Source organism: Duganella paludis (genome assembly GCF_054461335.1).
Map to the genome: position 1 here is coordinate 5,214,637 of NZ_CM136922.1, position 14,943 is coordinate 5,229,579.

Annotated in this window: 14 protein-coding genes; 13 read left to right on the forward strand and 1 reads right to left on the reverse strand. The window is 65.2% G+C overall.

Annotated features, from left to right (window positions below; all coding sequences use genetic code 11):
• The first annotated feature begins 37 nt into the window (after window positions 1-37).
• The 13 genes from ACXZ1M_RS23080 to ACXZ1M_RS23140 all read left to right on the forward strand — a co-directional run bounded on the left by ACXZ1M_RS23080 (window position 38) and on the right by ACXZ1M_RS23140 (window position 13,771).
• Window positions 38-832 (forward strand): RNA methyltransferase, encoded by a 795-nt coding sequence (locus ACXZ1M_RS23080; protein WP_459049942.1) that lies wholly within the window; start codon window positions 38-40, stop codon window positions 830-832.
• A gap of 6 nt (window positions 833-838) precedes the next feature.
• A complete protein-coding gene (locus ACXZ1M_RS23085; RefSeq protein ID WP_459049943.1) occupies window positions 839-1,594 on the forward strand; it encodes a substrate-binding periplasmic protein in 756 nt (251 codons plus the stop codon).
• A 6-nt stretch (window positions 1,595-1,600) separates the two neighbouring features.
• Window positions 1,601-2,035, forward strand: a complete 435-nt coding sequence (locus ACXZ1M_RS23090; protein WP_459049944.1) for an acyl-CoA thioesterase — start codon at window positions 1,601-1,603, stop codon at window positions 2,033-2,035.
• Between the two features lie 81 nt (window positions 2,036-2,116).
• Complete coding sequence (locus tag ACXZ1M_RS23095; RefSeq protein ID WP_459049945.1) at window positions 2,117-2,641, forward strand: hypothetical protein; 525 nt, start codon at window positions 2,117-2,119, stop codon at window positions 2,639-2,641.
• A complete protein-coding gene (locus tag ACXZ1M_RS23100; protein ID WP_459049946.1) occupies window positions 2,638-4,263 on the forward strand; it encodes a GMC family oxidoreductase in 1,626 nt (541 codons plus the stop codon). The genes ACXZ1M_RS23095 and ACXZ1M_RS23100 overlap by 4 nt, the downstream gene beginning before the upstream one ends.
• A gap of 29 nt (window positions 4,264-4,292) precedes the next feature.
• The gene (locus tag ACXZ1M_RS23105) at window positions 4,293-5,231 is read left to right on the forward strand and encodes a lipase family alpha/beta hydrolase (protein ID WP_459049947.1); all 939 of its coding nucleotides are present in this window, start codon (window positions 4,293-4,295) and stop codon (window positions 5,229-5,231) included.
• Between the two features lie 45 nt (window positions 5,232-5,276).
• A complete protein-coding gene (locus ACXZ1M_RS23110; RefSeq protein WP_459049948.1) occupies window positions 5,277-6,797 on the forward strand; it encodes a PAS domain-containing sensor histidine kinase in 1,521 nt (506 codons plus the stop codon).
• A gap of 1 nt (window position 6,798) precedes the next feature.
• Window positions 6,799-10,449 carry an EAL domain-containing protein gene (locus tag ACXZ1M_RS23115; RefSeq protein ID WP_459049949.1) on the forward strand — a complete coding sequence of 1,217 codons (3,651 nt, stop codon included), beginning with the start codon at window positions 6,799-6,801 and terminating at the stop codon, window positions 10,447-10,449.
• Window positions 10,450-10,484: 35 nt separating this feature from the next.
• A complete protein-coding gene (locus ACXZ1M_RS23120) occupies window positions 10,485-11,246 on the forward strand; it encodes a substrate-binding periplasmic protein (protein ID WP_459049950.1) in 762 nt (253 codons plus the stop codon).
• A 63-nt stretch (window positions 11,247-11,309) separates the two neighbouring features.
• Window positions 11,310-11,651 carry a phasin family protein gene (locus ACXZ1M_RS23125; protein WP_459049951.1) on the forward strand — a complete coding sequence of 114 codons (342 nt, stop codon included), beginning with the start codon at window positions 11,310-11,312 and terminating at the stop codon, window positions 11,649-11,651.
• 109 nt (window positions 11,652-11,760) lie between these two features.
• Window positions 11,761-12,426 (forward strand): TetR/AcrR family transcriptional regulator, encoded by a 666-nt coding sequence (locus ACXZ1M_RS23130; RefSeq protein ID WP_373991390.1) that lies wholly within the window; start codon window positions 11,761-11,763, stop codon window positions 12,424-12,426.
• Window positions 12,427-12,438: 12 nt separating this feature from the next.
• On the forward strand, window positions 12,439-13,239 hold the full coding sequence (locus tag ACXZ1M_RS23135; protein WP_459049952.1) for a hypothetical protein: 801 nt from the start codon (window positions 12,439-12,441) through the stop codon (window positions 13,237-13,239).
• On the forward strand, window positions 13,220-13,771 hold the full coding sequence (locus ACXZ1M_RS23140) for an LOG family protein (protein ID WP_459049953.1): 552 nt from the start codon (window positions 13,220-13,222) through the stop codon (window positions 13,769-13,771). Before ACXZ1M_RS23135 ends, ACXZ1M_RS23140 begins: the two co-directional genes overlap by 20 nt.
• Here ACXZ1M_RS23140 and ACXZ1M_RS23145 read toward each other — a convergent pair whose 3' ends face one another.
• On the reverse strand, window positions 13,772-14,914 hold the full coding sequence (locus tag ACXZ1M_RS23145) for a glycoside hydrolase family 88 protein (RefSeq protein ID WP_459049954.1): 1,143 nt from the start codon (window positions 14,912-14,914) through the stop codon (window positions 13,772-13,774).
• Between the last annotated feature and the right edge of the window lie 29 nt (window positions 14,915-14,943).

Sequence of the window (14,943 nt, forward strand, 5' to 3'; positions counted from 1 at the left end):
ATTTCCGTATCGATACCGCGCGATTGCGCTATTTTAAATGAACCTGCCCCAAATCAACACGAATCTTTTCAAACAACTGCGATTTATTCTGGTCGAGACCAGCCGCGCGGGCAATATCGGGGCGGTGGCGCGGGCCATGAAAACCATGGGTTACAGCGACCTGGTGCTGGTGACGCCGCGTTTCGAGAACGCGCTGCAAGACCCGGAAGCGGTGGCTTTCGCCAGCGGCGCGCAGGATATCCTGGAGGGCGCGCGGGTGGTGGGCAGCATGGCCGAGGCGCTGGAGGGCATCAATTTCGCCGCTGCCGTTTCGGCAAGATTGCGCGAATTTTCACCGCCGGTGCTGGCGCCGCGCCAGTTCGCCGGGCAACTGGTGGCGCAGCCGGAGCTGCGCGCCGCGCTCATCTTCGGCAACGAACGCTTCGGCCTGCCGAACGAGCTGGTCGAGAAATGTAATGTTTTGATCAATATTCCAGCCAATCCCGAGTATTCGTCGCTGAACCTGTCGCAGGCGGCGCAGGTGCTGGCCTACGAATGCCGCATGGCGGTGCTGGACGGCGCCGGCGTGGCATTGACCCCGCGCCAGCCGGCCGGCGAGGCCAGCGAGATCGGTTTCCAGGGCGAGGCCGCCAGCGTCGAGCAGATCGAGGGCATGTACCAGCACCTGGAGCAGGCGCTGGTGCGGATCGGTTTCCTGGACGCCGCCAACCCGCGCAAGCTGATGCCGCGCCTGAAGCGCCTGTTCGCGCGCGCCCAGCTGGAAAAGGAAGAAGTCAACATCCTGCGCGGCATCGCCCGCCACATGACCGGCAAGCCCGGCGCCAAGGACTGAGGCGCCATGTCGACCTCCCTCAAACGCCGCTTGCTGGCACTGACGGCCGCCTGCCTGTGCGTGCCGGCCGCCGCCGCCGCCGAGCTGCGCATGATAGGCGCCGAGACGTCGTTCTATTGCATTCCGCCGACGGTTGAAGGCGAGGCGCCGTCCGGGCTGGCCTGCGAGCTGATGGCGGAGATGGCGCGCCGCGCCGGCCACGTCGGCAAGATCCAGCTGTATCCGCTGGCGCGCGCGTTGATGCTGGCCACCAGCACGCCCGGCACGCTGGTGGCGCCGGTGTCGCGCATTCCCGCGCGCGAAAAACTTTACCAGTGGCAGGTGCCGATCCTGGAGGATGATTTCGTGGTGGTCGCTGCCAAGGATTCCAGCGTCGACATCTCCTCGATCGCCGCAGTGCGCAAGCTGGCGCTGGGCGTGGTGCGCGACGGCGCCGGCGCGCGCCTGGCCGAGGCCCACAATTTCGACCGCGTGAGCCTGGTCACGCACGACGACCTCAACGCCCGCAAGCTCAGCGCGGGGCGGGTCGATGCCTGGCTCAGTTCATGGAACGGCATCCTGTCGGCGCAGCGCAATGCCGGCCTGAAAGCCGACAGCCTGCGGCGCGGCGTGGTGATAAGCCGCGTCAAGATCTACGTGGCCAGCTCGCCCGAGCTTGATCCCGCGCTGCTGGCCGATTGGCGTGCCGCCATGGACGCCATGGTGCGCGACGGCGCCTACGAGCGGCTGCTGAAAAAATACCAATACGAGTTACCGAAATAGGACGCCATGAGCTGGAACTGGGATCATCCGCAACCGTACACCCTGGAGCTGTCGCCGGCCGTCGCCGACATCGATGGACTGGACCACACCAACAACGCCGTCTACGTGCAATGGTGCGAAAAAGCCGGCTGGGCGCACTCCGAAGCGCTGGGCATGAGCCTGGCGGACTACCGCCGCCTGGACCGGGCGATGGCGATCCGCCGCTCCGAATACGACTACATCCTGCCGACCAGCGCCGGCGAGCAGCTGGTGCTGGGCACCTGGCTGTACGCCACCGACGGCAAGCTGAACATGGAGCGCCGCTTCCAGCTGCTGCGCGCCAGCGACGGAGCCACGGTGTTGCGCGGCCGCTGGGAGCTGGTCTGCATCGACATCAGCAGCGGCCGCGCGCGCCGCATGCCCCCTGAATTCTGCGCCGCCTACCTGCCGGCGGTGATCTAGACTTCCCCCTCTATTTTTGCCTGGAAGCAGCATGGCGCTTTGGCTTACACTGTGGCCAAACCATAAAAATGGACGGAGACAATGGAATTATCCCGCAGATCTTTTCTGAAGATCGGCGTAGCCGGCGCGTTAACCCTCGCTGCCGGTGGCGCCCTCTATCGTCTGGCGCATCCGCCGACGCTGCACCGTTTCGCGCTGGAAGGCGGCGCCCAGGCGGTGTTGCAGGCGATTATTCCCGTCATGCTGGGCCCGGTCCTGCCGCTTGAGCCGGCCGCGCGCGCGCAGGCGCTGGCCGCCGCCGGGCAGCACGTGGGCGACGCCGTGCGCGGCTTGCCGCTGACCACGCAAAAGGAAGTGCAAGACCTGTTCGGGCTGCTGGCGCTGGGGCCGGCGCGGCGCTTGCTGGCCGGCGTGGGCGGCGGTTGGGAACAGGCCGATCCGCGCCAGGTCGAAGCCTTCCTGCAGAACTGGCGCACGCATCGCCTGCAGACGCTGCAAACCGCGTATCACGGGCTGCATGACCTGATCATCGGCGCCTGGTATGCCGATCCGTCCAGCTGGGAGGCGATCGGCTATCCCGGTCCGCCGAAGGAGTTGCTGGCATGAGCGCGAACCTGATCCCTGATCCAATCCAGGCCGGCCTGGCCGCGGGCTGGCACGTCACCGACGGCGCGCAACTGCAGGCCGATCAAACGCTGGAAGCGGACGTGGTCATCGTCGGCAGCGGCGCCGGCGGCGGCGTGACGGCCGAGATCCTGGCGCTGTCCGGTCTCAAGGTGCTGATCGTGGAAGAGGGCGCGCTCAAGTCGTCCAAGGATTTCAAGATGCGCGAGGCCGACGCCTATCCCGCGCTGTACCAGGAGTCGGCCGCGCGCAAGACCAAGGACAAGGGCGTCAACATTTTGCAGGGCCGCACCGTGGGCGGCAGCACCACCGTCAACTGGACCAGCAGCTTTCGCACGCCGGACATCACGCTGCGCTATTGGAACCAGCACTTCGGCCTCAAGGATTACACGCCGGAGTCGCTGGCGCCGTGGTTCGGCATGATGGAGGAGCGCCTGTCCATCACCGACTGGCCGACGCCACCCAACGAGAACAACGATCTGCTGCGCCGTGGCGCAAGCAAGCTCGGTATTCCAACCGCGCTGATCCGCCGCAACGTCAACGGTTGCTGGAACCTCGGCTATTGCGGCATGGGCTGTCCGACCAACGCCAAGCAGTCGATGCTGGTGACCACCATCCCGTCGGCCCTGCAGCATGGCGCCAGCCTGCTGACGCGGGTGCGCGCCGAGAAGCTGGTGATCAAAAACGACCGCGTGACCGAACTCGAATGCGTGGCGCTGAGCGTCGACGGCCTGCAGACCACCGGCCGCCGCGTGACCCTGCGCGCCAAGTATTTCGTGTTGTCCGGCGGCGCCATCAACACCCCGGCGTTGCTGCTGCGCTCGCTTGCGCCCGATCCGCGCGGCCTGCTGGGCCGGCGCACCTTCCTGCATCCGACCGTGATCTCGGCCGGCCTGTTCGCGCAGCGCGTGGACGGCTATGCCGGCGCGCCGCAGACGGTGTATTCCGACCACTTCCTGCACACCGACCGCATCGACGGTCCCATGGGTTACAAGCTGGAAGCGCCGCCGCTGCATCCGCTGCTGTTGTCGACCACCATGGCCGGCTTCGGTACGCAGCACGCGGCGCTGATGCAGCAGTTCCCGCATGTGCACGCGCTGTTGGCGCTGCTGCGCGACGGCTTCCACGACGATGCGCCCGGCGGCAGCGTGGCGCTGGTCGACGGCGCACCGGTGCTCGATTATCCGATTAGCGAATTCATCTGGGACGGCGCCCGCCGCGCGCTGCTCAGCATGGCCGAAATCCAGTTTGCCGCCGGCGCCAAAAGCGTCATGCCCACGCATGAGCGGTCGCAGATGTACGGCAGTTGGGCGCAGGCCAAGGCCGGCATCGCGGCGCTGCCGTTCAAGCTGCTGCAAACGCGGGTGGTGTCGGCGCACGTGATGGGCGGCTGCGCCATGTCCGACGATGAGCGGCTGGGCGTGACCAGTTCCAGCGGCCGTTATCACGGGCTGAGCAATGTGTCGGTGCACGACGGTTCCTTGTTCCCGACCTCGATCGGCGCCAATCCGCAGCTGTCGATTTACGGCATCGTCGCGCGCCTGGCCAGCGGCCTGGCGCAGGAACTGAGCGGCAAGCCGGCGGTGCGGCCTACACGCGCGTGAGAGTGGCCTGAACACGGTATCATGCGGTCATGATTAAACGACTGCTGATCCTGTTGTTGGTGCTGCAAGCCCTGGTCGCCGGGCTGCTGGCGACCGGGCTTTATTACTGGTGGCGGCCGCTGCGTGTAGCCGCGCTGAGCGCGCCGTTCACGGTGGCGCTGTGCCTCGGCTTCGGCGTGCTGGTCGTGCTGCTGGTGCGGCTGCTGATCGCGGCCAACAACTTCTACCTGAGCTGGCGATCCGGCAGCATCACGCCGCCGGATCATGCGCTCAATCCGCTGCGCGCGGCGGGCCTGTTCTGGCACGAATTCAATTCCTCGATGCTGACCTCGTCGTACTACATGCTGCGTCCCGTCGGCCTGCAGTTGCAGGCGGAAGCGCGTGGTTTGCCGGTGCTGCTGATCCATGGCTACGTCTGCAACAGCGGCTACTGGCTACCGATGAGCAAGCTGCTGAAGCAGGCGCGCATCAGCCACTACGGCATCGATCTCGAACCGCCGGGCGCATCGATCGACGATTACGCGCCGCAGGTGCACACGGCGGTGGAACGCTTGCGGCGCGAGACTGGCAGTGCGCAAGTCATCATCCTCGGCCACAGCATGGGCGGGCTGGTGGCGCGCGCCTACCTGCGCCGCTACGGCGACGCCCATATCGCCCGCGTAATCACGCTCGGCACGCCGCACCACGGCACGGCGCTGGCGCACTTCGGCCCCGGCAGCAACGCCGCGCAGATGCGCCGCGACAGCGCCTGGCTGAACGCGCTGGCGGCCTCTGAGGCAAATACGCAACGCACCTTGATCAGTTCGATTTATTCTGTCCACGACAACATCATCGCGCCGCAGGATTCCAGCGTGCTGCCGGGCGCGCGCAACCTGGTGTTCGGTGCCATCGGCCATGTGGCGCTCGGCCGCCACCCTGAAATTCTGCGTTGTGCACTGGACGAAATCGAGGCCGTTGCGCGAGTGTGATTTTGTGTGAGTATCTCGCTGCCGCCATGCTGTATGGTGAGTCCTGTGCTCATAGCAAAAGGCGAGGCGATGACCGTCGATTTCGGCACCCTGTTCCTGAACGAGACTCCCGATGCGGTGGTGCTGACCACGACCGACGGCGAAGTAGTTTGCTGGACGCGTGGCGCCGAGGCCGTGTTCGGCTACAGCAGCGAGGAGGCCATGGGGCGCCGACTCGATGCGCTGATCGAACCACCTTCCCGCTTTAATGATAGTGTCGACATCCTGCAACAAACACTGGCGCGCGGCCTGGCCAGCTACGAGTCGATGCGGCAGGCCAAGGACGGCACCCTGGTCTACATCGACAGTTCAAGCAAGCTGGTGCGTGATAAAGAGGGCCAGCCCGCCTATATCTTGTGGAGCAAGAAGGATGTCACCGCGCTCAAGGTGCTGCGCGATGCCAAGCTGGTCGAGGCGCGCTACGACGGCATCCTCGACTCCATGCCGGACGCCATCATCATGGCCAACGCCGCCGGCCGCATCGTGCTGGCCAACAGCCAGGCCGAGCAATTGTTTGCTTATGCGCACGGCGCCCTGCGCGGCATGTTGTTGGAGCAGTTGATGCCGGCGCGCCTGCGCCACGCCCACATCGCCCACCGCACCGGCTTCATGGCGCAGCCGCTGGTGCGGCCCATGGGCAGCGGCCGCGACCTGTACGGCCTGCGCAGTGATGGCGCCGAGTTCCCGGTGGAGATCAGCCTGAGCCCGATCGATTCCGAAGAGGGCACGCTGGTGATGAGCGCGATCCGCGACATCAGCGAGCGCAAGCACTTCGAGCGCACGCTGCAGGAAAACAATGTCGCACTGGCCAAGGCGGTGGCGGCCAAGGACCGTTTCCTGACCGGCATGTCGCACGAATTGCGCACGCCGTTGAACGCGATCATCGGTTTTACAGGTACTATGCTAATGAAGTTGCCTGGACCCATTAATGATGAACAGAACAAGCAGTTGCGCATGGTGCAAAGCAGTGCCCGCCACCTGCTGTCGCTGATCAACGATTTGCTGGAATTGACGCGCATCGAGTCCGGCAAGGTCGAGCTCGATGTGCAGCCCTTGTCGTGCCGCGCGGTGATCGATGAAGTGCTGATTTCGTTCAAGCCGCAGGCGCGCAGCAAGGGGCTGGCGCTGGAGTTCGAGTCGATGCACGAGCCGGCGGTGTCCAGCGACCGCCACGCGGTGCAGCAGATCCTGATGAACCTGGTGCACAACGCGATCAAGTTCACCAACAGCGGCACCGTGCTGGTGCGGCTGGCGACGGCGCTGGTGGGCCAGCGGGCCTGCGCCACGATCAGCGTCAGCGATACCGGCATCGGCATCGGCGCCGAGCAGCGCGACGGCTTGTTCCAGGCCTTCACCCAGCTCGACCCCAGCGCGCTGCGCCAGTTCGAAGGCTCCGGCCTGGGCCTGCATCTGAGCCGCAAGCTGGCCGCGCTGCTGCAGGGCGAGATTTATTTTGATAGCGAGTACGGCGTGGGCAGTGTGTTCACGCTGGCCTTGCCACTGGAACTTAGCGAAAGGGAGGGGTGACGTGTCGGCACGTATCCTGATAATCGAAGACAATGCCACCAACATGGAGTTGATGGTCTACCTGCTGCGGGCCTTCGGCTACACGCCGCTGTCGGCCTCCGACGGCGAGGCCGGCGTGGCGGCGGCACGCCAGGAGCTACCGGACCTGATCATCTGCGACGTCCACCTGCCCAAGCTCGACGGCTACGGCGTGGTGGCAGCGCTCAAGGCCGATCCGCTGGTGCGCCACATCCCGGCGCTGGCGGTGACCGCGCTGGCCATGGTGGGCGACCGCGAAAAACTTCTGGAGGCCGGCTTCGACGGCTACATCGGCAAGCCGATCGAGCCCGATACCTTTGTGGCGCTGATCGAACCTTTTTTGCAAGGGGCGGTGTCGACCCCGGTTAAAACCGACATGGCCACGATTTTGATCGTGGACGATCACGTACTCAACCGTGAATTCCTGATGACGCTGCTGAGCTACGGCGGCCATCGCCTGCTGGAGGCCTCGAACGGCGCCGAGGGCTTGAAAATGGTGCTGGCGGAAAAACCCGACCTGGTCATTTCCGACATCCTGATGCCGAATATGGACGGCTACGAATTCGTCACCCGCCTGCACGAGAACGCGGCCACCGCCGACGTGCCGGTGATTTTCTACACCGCCACCTACCGCGAGCGCGAAGCCTTGTCGGTGGCGCAGTCCTGCGGCGTGCGCTGGGTGCTGCCGAAGCCGTCCGATCCCGAGGTGATTCTGCAAACCGTGCGCGAGGCGTTGGGCCAGGCCGAGCGCGTGACGGCGGACGATGGCCTGCCGGCCTTCGCGCCGGAGCCGCCGCTGGAAGGGCGCTTCCTCGACCTCGACCACAAGGTGGCCGAGTACCTGGACGAGCTCGAATCGAGCAGCCAGCTGATCACGCGCATGGCCAACGACACCGACGAGACCACGCCGGAGCACCTGTCGCGGATGACGCAGCGGCTGTCGCATTCGCTGTCGAGCCTGCAGGCGGTGAGCCTGCGCCTGACCGCGCTGATCGAGCTCGGCATCGAGATGGGCGCCGAGCGCGATCCGGCCGCGCTGGTGGAGATTGGCTGCCGGGTGGCGCAGAACATCTGCGTCTCCAAATACGCCTGCATCGGCGTGATGGAGCCGGGTGCGACCGAGCTCAGTTACTTTGCCAGCTGCGGCGCCGGCATGCCGGTGCGGCAGATCGCCCAGACCCCGCGCGCCGGCGTGTTGCGCGGCCTGCTGGACCAGCGCATGCCGTGCCGCATCAACGACCTGAACGGCGACCCGGCCAGCATCGGCCTGCCGCCGACCCATCCGCCCGTGCATTCCTTCCTCGGCGTGCCGATCGCCTCGCGCGAGCGCACCCACGGCTGGCTCTACCTGGTCGACAAGCTGGGCGCCGACGGCTTCTCCGAAGTCGACGAGCGCGTGGCCGGCACGGTGGCGGCGCAAGTGGCGGTGGCCTACGAAAACCTGCTGCTGTACGAGGAAATCAAGCGCCACCACGCGCAGCTGCAACTGGACATGAACGCCCGCATCCGGCTCGACGAAGACCTGCGCCGCTTCCGCCTGGCGATGGACGCCACCGCCGACGCCATCTTCCTGGTCGACCGCGCCGGCATGTGCTTTGTCGACGTCAACGCCACGGCCTCGCGCATGCTCGGCTTCGAGCGCGAGGATTTCCTCAAGGTCGGTCCCAACCGCTCGCTGGAAGGCGACCTGCACAAGCTGGAGGAACTGTACGACAAGCTGCTGGCCGGCGAACAGAGCGGCGCCATGACCGAGCTGCTGTTGCAATGCAAGGACGGCTCGGCGCTGGCGGTGGAGGTGCAGCGCCGCACGCTGCGCTCGGGCGCCAACTGGATCATGGTGGCGGTGGCGCGCGACATCACGGAGCGCAAGGAGGCCGAGCAGCGCCTGCTCAAGCTGGCGCACTTCGACACCCTGACCGGCTTGCCCAACCGCAGCCAGTTCTACGATTCGCTGAGCCACTCGCTGCGCCAGGCGGCCGAGCACAAGTGGTCGCTGGCGGTGCTGTTCCTCGACGTCGACCGCTTCAAGAACATCAACGACACGCTGGGCCACACCATCGGCGACGAGCTACTGCGCCAGTTCTCCAGCCGGCTGGTCGATTGCCTGCGCGTGCGCGACACCATCGGCCGTTTCGGCGGCGACGAGTTCGCCGCCATCCTGATGCTGCCGGACGGCGCCCAGAACGCCATCGCCGTGGTCGACAAGATCCGCGAGGCGCTGCGCCGCCCGTTCGACCTCAAGGGCCACGAAGTGACGGTGACGGCCAGCATCGGCATCGCCGTGTTCCCCGACGACAGCGCCGAGCCGGACACGCTGATCCAGTACGCCGACACCGCCATGTACCGCGCCAAGGAAGCCGGGCGCGACGCCTTCCGCTTCTTCACCGCCGAGATGAACGCGCAGTCGCTGGCACGGCTGGACCTGGAAAACGCCTTGCGGCGCGCCATCGACAACGAGGAATTCGTGCTGCAGTTCCAGCCCAAGGTCAACATCGCCAGCGGCCGCGTCAGCGGGGCCGAGGTGCTGATCCGCTGGCAGCGGCCGGGGCACGGCATGGTGTCGCCGGCGCTGTTCATCCCGCTGCTCGAAGAGACCGGGCTGATCGTGCGGGTCGGCACCTGGGTGATCCACGAGGCCTGCCGCAAGATCGCCCACTGGAACAAGACCGGCGCCGGCGCCGTGCACCTGTCGGTGAACGTGTCGGGCATCCAGTTCTTTGTCGGCGGGCTGGAGGAGGAGGTGCTGAAGGCCATCCGCGAGCACGGCATCGCGCCCGAACTGCTGGAGCTGGAGCTGACCGAAAGCTCGCTGATGTCGAACGCCGAGGAAACCATCACCGTGCTGCAGAACCTGAAGGCGCTGGGGATCCAGATTTCGATCGACGACTTCGGCACCGGCTATTCCTCGCTGGCCTACCTCAAGCGCTTCCCGATCGACAAGCTGAAGATCGACATCGCCTTCGTGCGCGAAGTCACCAGCAATCCGGACGACGCCGCCATCGTGCTGGCCATCATCAACATGGCGCACAGCCTCAAGCTCAACGTGATCGCCGAGGGCGTGGAGAAGGAGGCGCAGCTGTCCTACCTGCGCCGCCACGGCTGCGACGAGATGCAGGGCTACTACTTCAGCCGGCCGCTGCCGGCAGACGACTTCGAGGCCATGCTGCGCGAAGGCCGCCGCATGCAGGCCCCGGCCGACGAGAACGTGGTCGAGCAGCAGACCTTGCTGATCGTCGACGACGACGCCTTCATGCTCGACGTGCTGACCGATTTCCTGTCGCAGGACGGCTACCGCATCCTGACCGCGCAGACGGCGGCCGAAGGCTTCGACATCCTGGCGCGGCACCGGGTGCAGGTGATCCTGTGCGACCAGTGCATGCCCTTGATGAGCGGCACCGAGTTCATGGAGCGGGTCAAGAACCTGTGCCCGGACACTTTCCGCATCATGCTGTCGGCCTATGCCGACCTCACGCCCATCATCGCAGCCATCAACCACGGCGCCATCGACCGCTTCTACACCAAGCCGTGGAAGGGCGCCGTGTTGCGCGAGAACATCCGCGAAGGCTTCCGCCTGCAGGCGCTGGTACGCGGGCCAATAACATCTTCAAGTGAAGTCGCGCAACAATCTGCATGATGGTCTTGGCGGTGAAAGTGTCTTATCATCTGTGCATGAACTTTTTCCGCATGGTATGTGCCCTGTGTCTGCTGCTGTCCGGCGTGGCCGGCGCCGCGCCGCTGAAAATCTATGGCATGGAGAGCGCGCCGATCAGCTTTTTGAGCGGCGGCCAGCCCGACGGTTTCGCCGTGGAGCTGGCGCGCGCGATCCAGGTGCGTCTCGGCCAGCATGATGCGATCGAGATCGTGCCTTGGGCGCGCGCCAATACGCTGGCCGTGGCCGCGCCGGGCGTGATGCTGCTGTCCATCGTCCGCACGCCCGAACGCGCGCGCAATATGCATTTTGTTGGTCCCATCTTCAACACGCGGGTGACGGCGTTTGCCGCCAAGGGCAAGGCGGCCGAGTGGCGCCAGCGCCAGGTCGATCTGCGCACGCTGCGCGGCGGCGCCCGGCGCGGCAGCATCTTCGTCAGCCTGCCGCGCGAGCAGGGCTACAAAATCATCGACGAAACCAACACCTCCGAGACCGCCGCCAAAATGCTGATGAACGGCCGTTTCGATCTGTGGTTCGACGGCGAGGAGCTGTATGTCGACGCGCTGCGCCTGGCCGGCTTCCGCGACAGCGATGTGGAAGTGGCGTTCCGGCTCGACCTGGTCGGCGTGCATTTCGCCTTCTCCAATGGCACTTCGGCCGATCTCATCCGCGACTGGGAGCGCGCGCTGCGCGAGATGAAGCGCGACGGCAGCTTTCTGAAAATCTACCGCAAGTGGCTGGCGCCGCACCAGATGCCGGCCGATGTCGCGTTGCAGCATTAGTAACCATTCTCTAGACCGGCTCGGCTAGAATGCGGTATCGGCAACAGCATTCACGGGATGGAAATGGCTAAGAAGTTGAAGAAGAACGACGACCAGCAACTGGATGCGGTGCGCATGTCGTCGCAAGAGATCTGGCAGGCCGGACTGGCCGCCTTCGCCAAGGCGCAGGAGGACGAGGGCAAGTTTTTCTCGATGCAGTTGTTCGAGGAACGCGTGCTGCGCGCCTTGAGCTCGATCGGCGTGCCGGACCGCAAGGAAATCGACGCCCTCAACCAGCGTATCGATGAGCTAACCAATCAGGTCGCCGCGCTGTCAGCCAAGCCGCCGGTGAAAAAGGCAGCGGTCAAGAAGGCCGCCGTCAAAAAGCCGGTGGTCAAAAAGCCGGCCGTCAAAAAAGCCAAATAACTAACTTTCGGCATCAGGCCGCTAAGTGCGCCTAAAAGCGCGTGCGGGTGTTCCTCCGTGGTGCGCATCGGTGTTATGCTTGCGCTAGAATAAACAGAGGTCTCCTTCCATGCTACAAAAAGCCCCACGCCGCACCCGCGAACGCATATTAGAGCTGTCGCTGCGCTTGTTCAACGAGTTCGGCGAACCGAATATCACCACCACGGTGATCGCTGAAGAGATGAATATCTCGCCGGGGAATCTGTACTACCATTTTCGTAACAAGGACGATATCGTCAACTCGATCTTCGTCCAGTTTGAAACCGAGATCGAGCGCATCCTGACCGTGCCCAACGGCCGCCGCTCCAACATCGAGGACGTGTGGCTGTACCTGCACCTGATGTTCGAACTGATCTGGCGCTACCGTTTCTTCTACCGCGACCTGAACGACCTGCTGTCGCGCAACCGCAAGCTGGAGCTGCATTTCAAGCAGATCCTGGCGCACAAGATCAAAGTCGCCAAGCAGCTGTGCGAAGACCTGCGCAGCGAGAAATCGCTGGAGGCGTCGGACACCGCGATCGAGGCCATGGCCACCAATATGGTAGTGGTGGCGACCTACTGGCTGTCCTACGAGTACGTGCGCAACCCGCGCAAGTACAGCGAGCAGCAGTCGATGGCCGATGCGCTGGCGCGCGGCTGCTACCAGGTGCTGTCGCAGATCGGACCGTACCTGCGCAATGAAACCAGCTTGCTGTTCCAGAAACTGTCCGAAGAATATCTGAAGAAGTTGAAGTAGACCGGAGGCTTCATGGCGTGGACCCCTTTCCCGTATCCCGATCCAGCTTACCGCTACACGCCGGAGAGCCTGGAGGCGGCGTGGCCGCAGCTGCATGGCGGCGACCGCGAGGCCTTTCCCACGCATCCGGCGCTGCTGCAGGCGTGGATCGCGTTTCACTCGGGTGAGTTCGAACGGGCCGCGCGGCTGGGGTTGGACGCGGGCGTCAACGGCTACGCGGTCGCGCACAAGGCTATCTGCATGCAGACCAATTACCTGGAGCCGAACCTGAAGAAGCGCCTGGCCACCTTCGAATGCGTGGCCGAGCGTTGCGAGCGGCAGCAGCTGGAGCAGCCGGGCAACGCGGCCGGCTATTACTGGCACGCGTATGCGCTGGGCCAGTATTCGCAGGGTATTTCGGTGATGAAGGCGTTGGCGCAGGGCCTGGGCGCGAAGGTCAAGCGCAGTCTGGACATGGCCATCAAGCTGGCGCCGCAGCGCGCCGATGCGCATGTGGCGCTGGGCGTCTACCACACCGAGATCCTCGACAAGGTGGGCGCGGTGCTGGCCGGCCTGACCTACGGCGTCAAGAAGGAAGAGGCCTATCGCCAGTTCGAGCAGGCCTTGCAGCTGAATCCCGATTCGGCCATCGCCCGCATCCAGTATGCGCGCGCGTTGCTGATGTTGGACGGTAAAAAGAAAGTGGCGCAGGCCATGACCTTGTACGAGCAGGCCGCCTGCTGTAACGTGCGCGACGCAACCGAGCGGCTGGATCAGGAAGCGGCGCAAAAAGAACTGGAAGAGGAAAAGCTGAGTGGCGCAGTTATCAAATAAATCGGTGTGTGTGTATTGCGGCGCCAATGCCGGCGCGTCCCCGCGTTTTGCCGAAGAGGCGCGTGTGCTGGCGCGGGCGCTGGTGGAGCGCAACCTGTCGCTGGTCTACGGCGGCGGCAAGGTCGGCCTGATGGGCGTGATCGCGGACGAGGTGCTGCGCCTGGGCGGTGAAGTCACCGGTGTGATTCCCACCGCGCTGGTTGAGCGCGAAGTCGGCCACATGGGCCTGACGCGCCAGTTCATCGTCAAGGATATGCACGAGCGCAAAGCCATGATGGCGCAACTGGCTGGTGGCTTCATCGCCATGCCGGGCGGCCTTGGTACGTTGGAGGAGTTGTTCGAGATGCTGACGTGGGCGCAGCTGGGCATCCATGCCAAGCCGATCGGCCTGCTCAATGTGGACGGTTATTACGACGGTCTGATCACTTTCGTGCGCCACGCCACCGAACAGCAGCTGGTGCGTCCGCAGCACGCCGCGCTGATGATGGTGGAAAACGACGCCGAGGCGCTGCTGCGCCGTTTCATCAGCTGATCAAAGTTCCGCTGGCGTCCAGTGGCCCGCCACGCGCGCCAGCGCTTCCAGATAGTAGTAGTCCCCCCATAGCGTGGCTTCATCCACCCCCAAGTTGGCGGCGCGGTGGTAGACCCCATGGCGCAGCAGGCCGCCGCTGGCGGGAAGCTGGCCGGCGCAATGCTGCGTCAGCGCTTCCAGCAGGTCGAGCGCGGCGTTGTGATAGCGCTGGCGCTGCGCGCCTTCCGGCAGTTGCGCGGCAATCTCCAGCAGGCCGCAGGTGGCGATGGCGCAGGCCGAGCTATCGCGCGGCTCGGCACTGTCGTGCGGCAGGCTCAGATCCCACAAGGCGATGCGGTCCGGCGGCAGTTGCGCCAGGAAGTAATCGGCCAACTGCATGGCGTCGGCCAGCAAATTCATCTCCGGCAGGTGGCGGTGGTTGAGCGCGAAACCATACACGCCCCAGGCCTGGCCGCGCGCCCAGCATGAATCGTCGGCCAGTCCCTGGTGCGTGGAGGGCCGCAGCGGCGCGCCGTTGTCAGCGTTGAAATGGAAGGTGTGATAGGTGCTGCCGCCCGGCCGCACCAGGTGCGCGCGGGTGCGCTGCAGATGGCTGCGCGCCGCCTCGGTGTAGGCCGCGTCACCGCTGGCGCGCGCGGCCCAGTGCAGCAGCGGCAGGTTCATGATGCCGTCGATGATGACGCGGCCGCGCTGTTCCACATCGTCCATGCTGCCCCACGACTGGATCACGCCCGCTCCCGGCAGGAAGCGCGATAGCAATCGCTGCGCCGCACCGAGCGTGGCGGCGTGCGCACCCGGCTGAGCGGCCAGGTGGTGCGCGCTGCCGCAGCTGAGCATGTAGAGGAAACCGAGATCGTGGTGTTCCAGGTCGAATCCCTGTTCCAGGCGCGCGATGAAGCTGGCGGTCTGCCGTTCCGCTGCCCGGCGCAAGTTGGCGTTGCCGGTGAGGGCGTGCGCCAGCCATAGCTGGCCGGTCCAGAAGCCGGTGGTCCAGCCGACGTTGGCGCCGGGTGCGGTGTCTTGCAGGCGGCGTGGCTGGTAGTGCTGATCGATGCTGGTGTCGCCGGGGAAGGCATCCGGGCCCAGCGTGTCGAGGGTGTGTTCCAGCTGGCGCAGGGCCAAATTCAGGGCGCGGGCAGTCATGAGCGGCAAAATCTTGTTGGTGATAGTTA

Excerpts from the sequence above, each read along its gene's own strand:
- ACXZ1M_RS23130 (WP_373991390.1), top strand. The coding sequence starts at position 11,761 with ATGCTACAAAAAGCCCCACGCCGCACCCGCGAACGCATATTAGAGCTG.
- ACXZ1M_RS23105 (WP_459049947.1), top strand. The coding sequence starts at position 4,293 with ATGATTAAACGACTGCTGATCCTGTTGTTGGTGCTGCAAGCCCTGGTC.
- ACXZ1M_RS23135 (WP_459049952.1), top strand. The coding sequence starts at position 12,439 with ATGGCGTGGACCCCTTTCCCGTATCCCGATCCAGCTTACCGCTACACG.
- ACXZ1M_RS23145 (WP_459049954.1), bottom strand. The coding sequence starts at position 14,914 with ATGACTGCCCGCGCCCTGAATTTGGCCCTGCGCCAGCTGGAACACACC.
- ACXZ1M_RS23120 (WP_459049950.1), top strand. The coding sequence starts at position 10,485 with ATGAACTTTTTCCGCATGGTATGTGCCCTGTGTCTGCTGCTGTCCGGC.
- ACXZ1M_RS23125 (WP_459049951.1), top strand. The coding sequence starts at position 11,310 with ATGGCTAAGAAGTTGAAGAAGAACGACGACCAGCAACTGGATGCGGTG.
- ACXZ1M_RS23085 (WP_459049943.1), top strand. The coding sequence starts at position 839 with ATGTCGACCTCCCTCAAACGCCGCTTGCTGGCACTGACGGCCGCCTGC.
- ACXZ1M_RS23095 (WP_459049945.1), top strand. The coding sequence starts at position 2,117 with ATGGAATTATCCCGCAGATCTTTTCTGAAGATCGGCGTAGCCGGCGCG.
- ACXZ1M_RS23080 (WP_459049942.1), top strand. The coding sequence starts at position 38 with ATGAACCTGCCCCAAATCAACACGAATCTTTTCAAACAACTGCGATTT.
- ACXZ1M_RS23090 (WP_459049944.1), top strand. The coding sequence starts at position 1,601 with ATGAGCTGGAACTGGGATCATCCGCAACCGTACACCCTGGAGCTGTCG.
- ACXZ1M_RS23100 (WP_459049946.1), top strand. The coding sequence starts at position 2,638 with ATGAGCGCGAACCTGATCCCTGATCCAATCCAGGCCGGCCTGGCCGCG.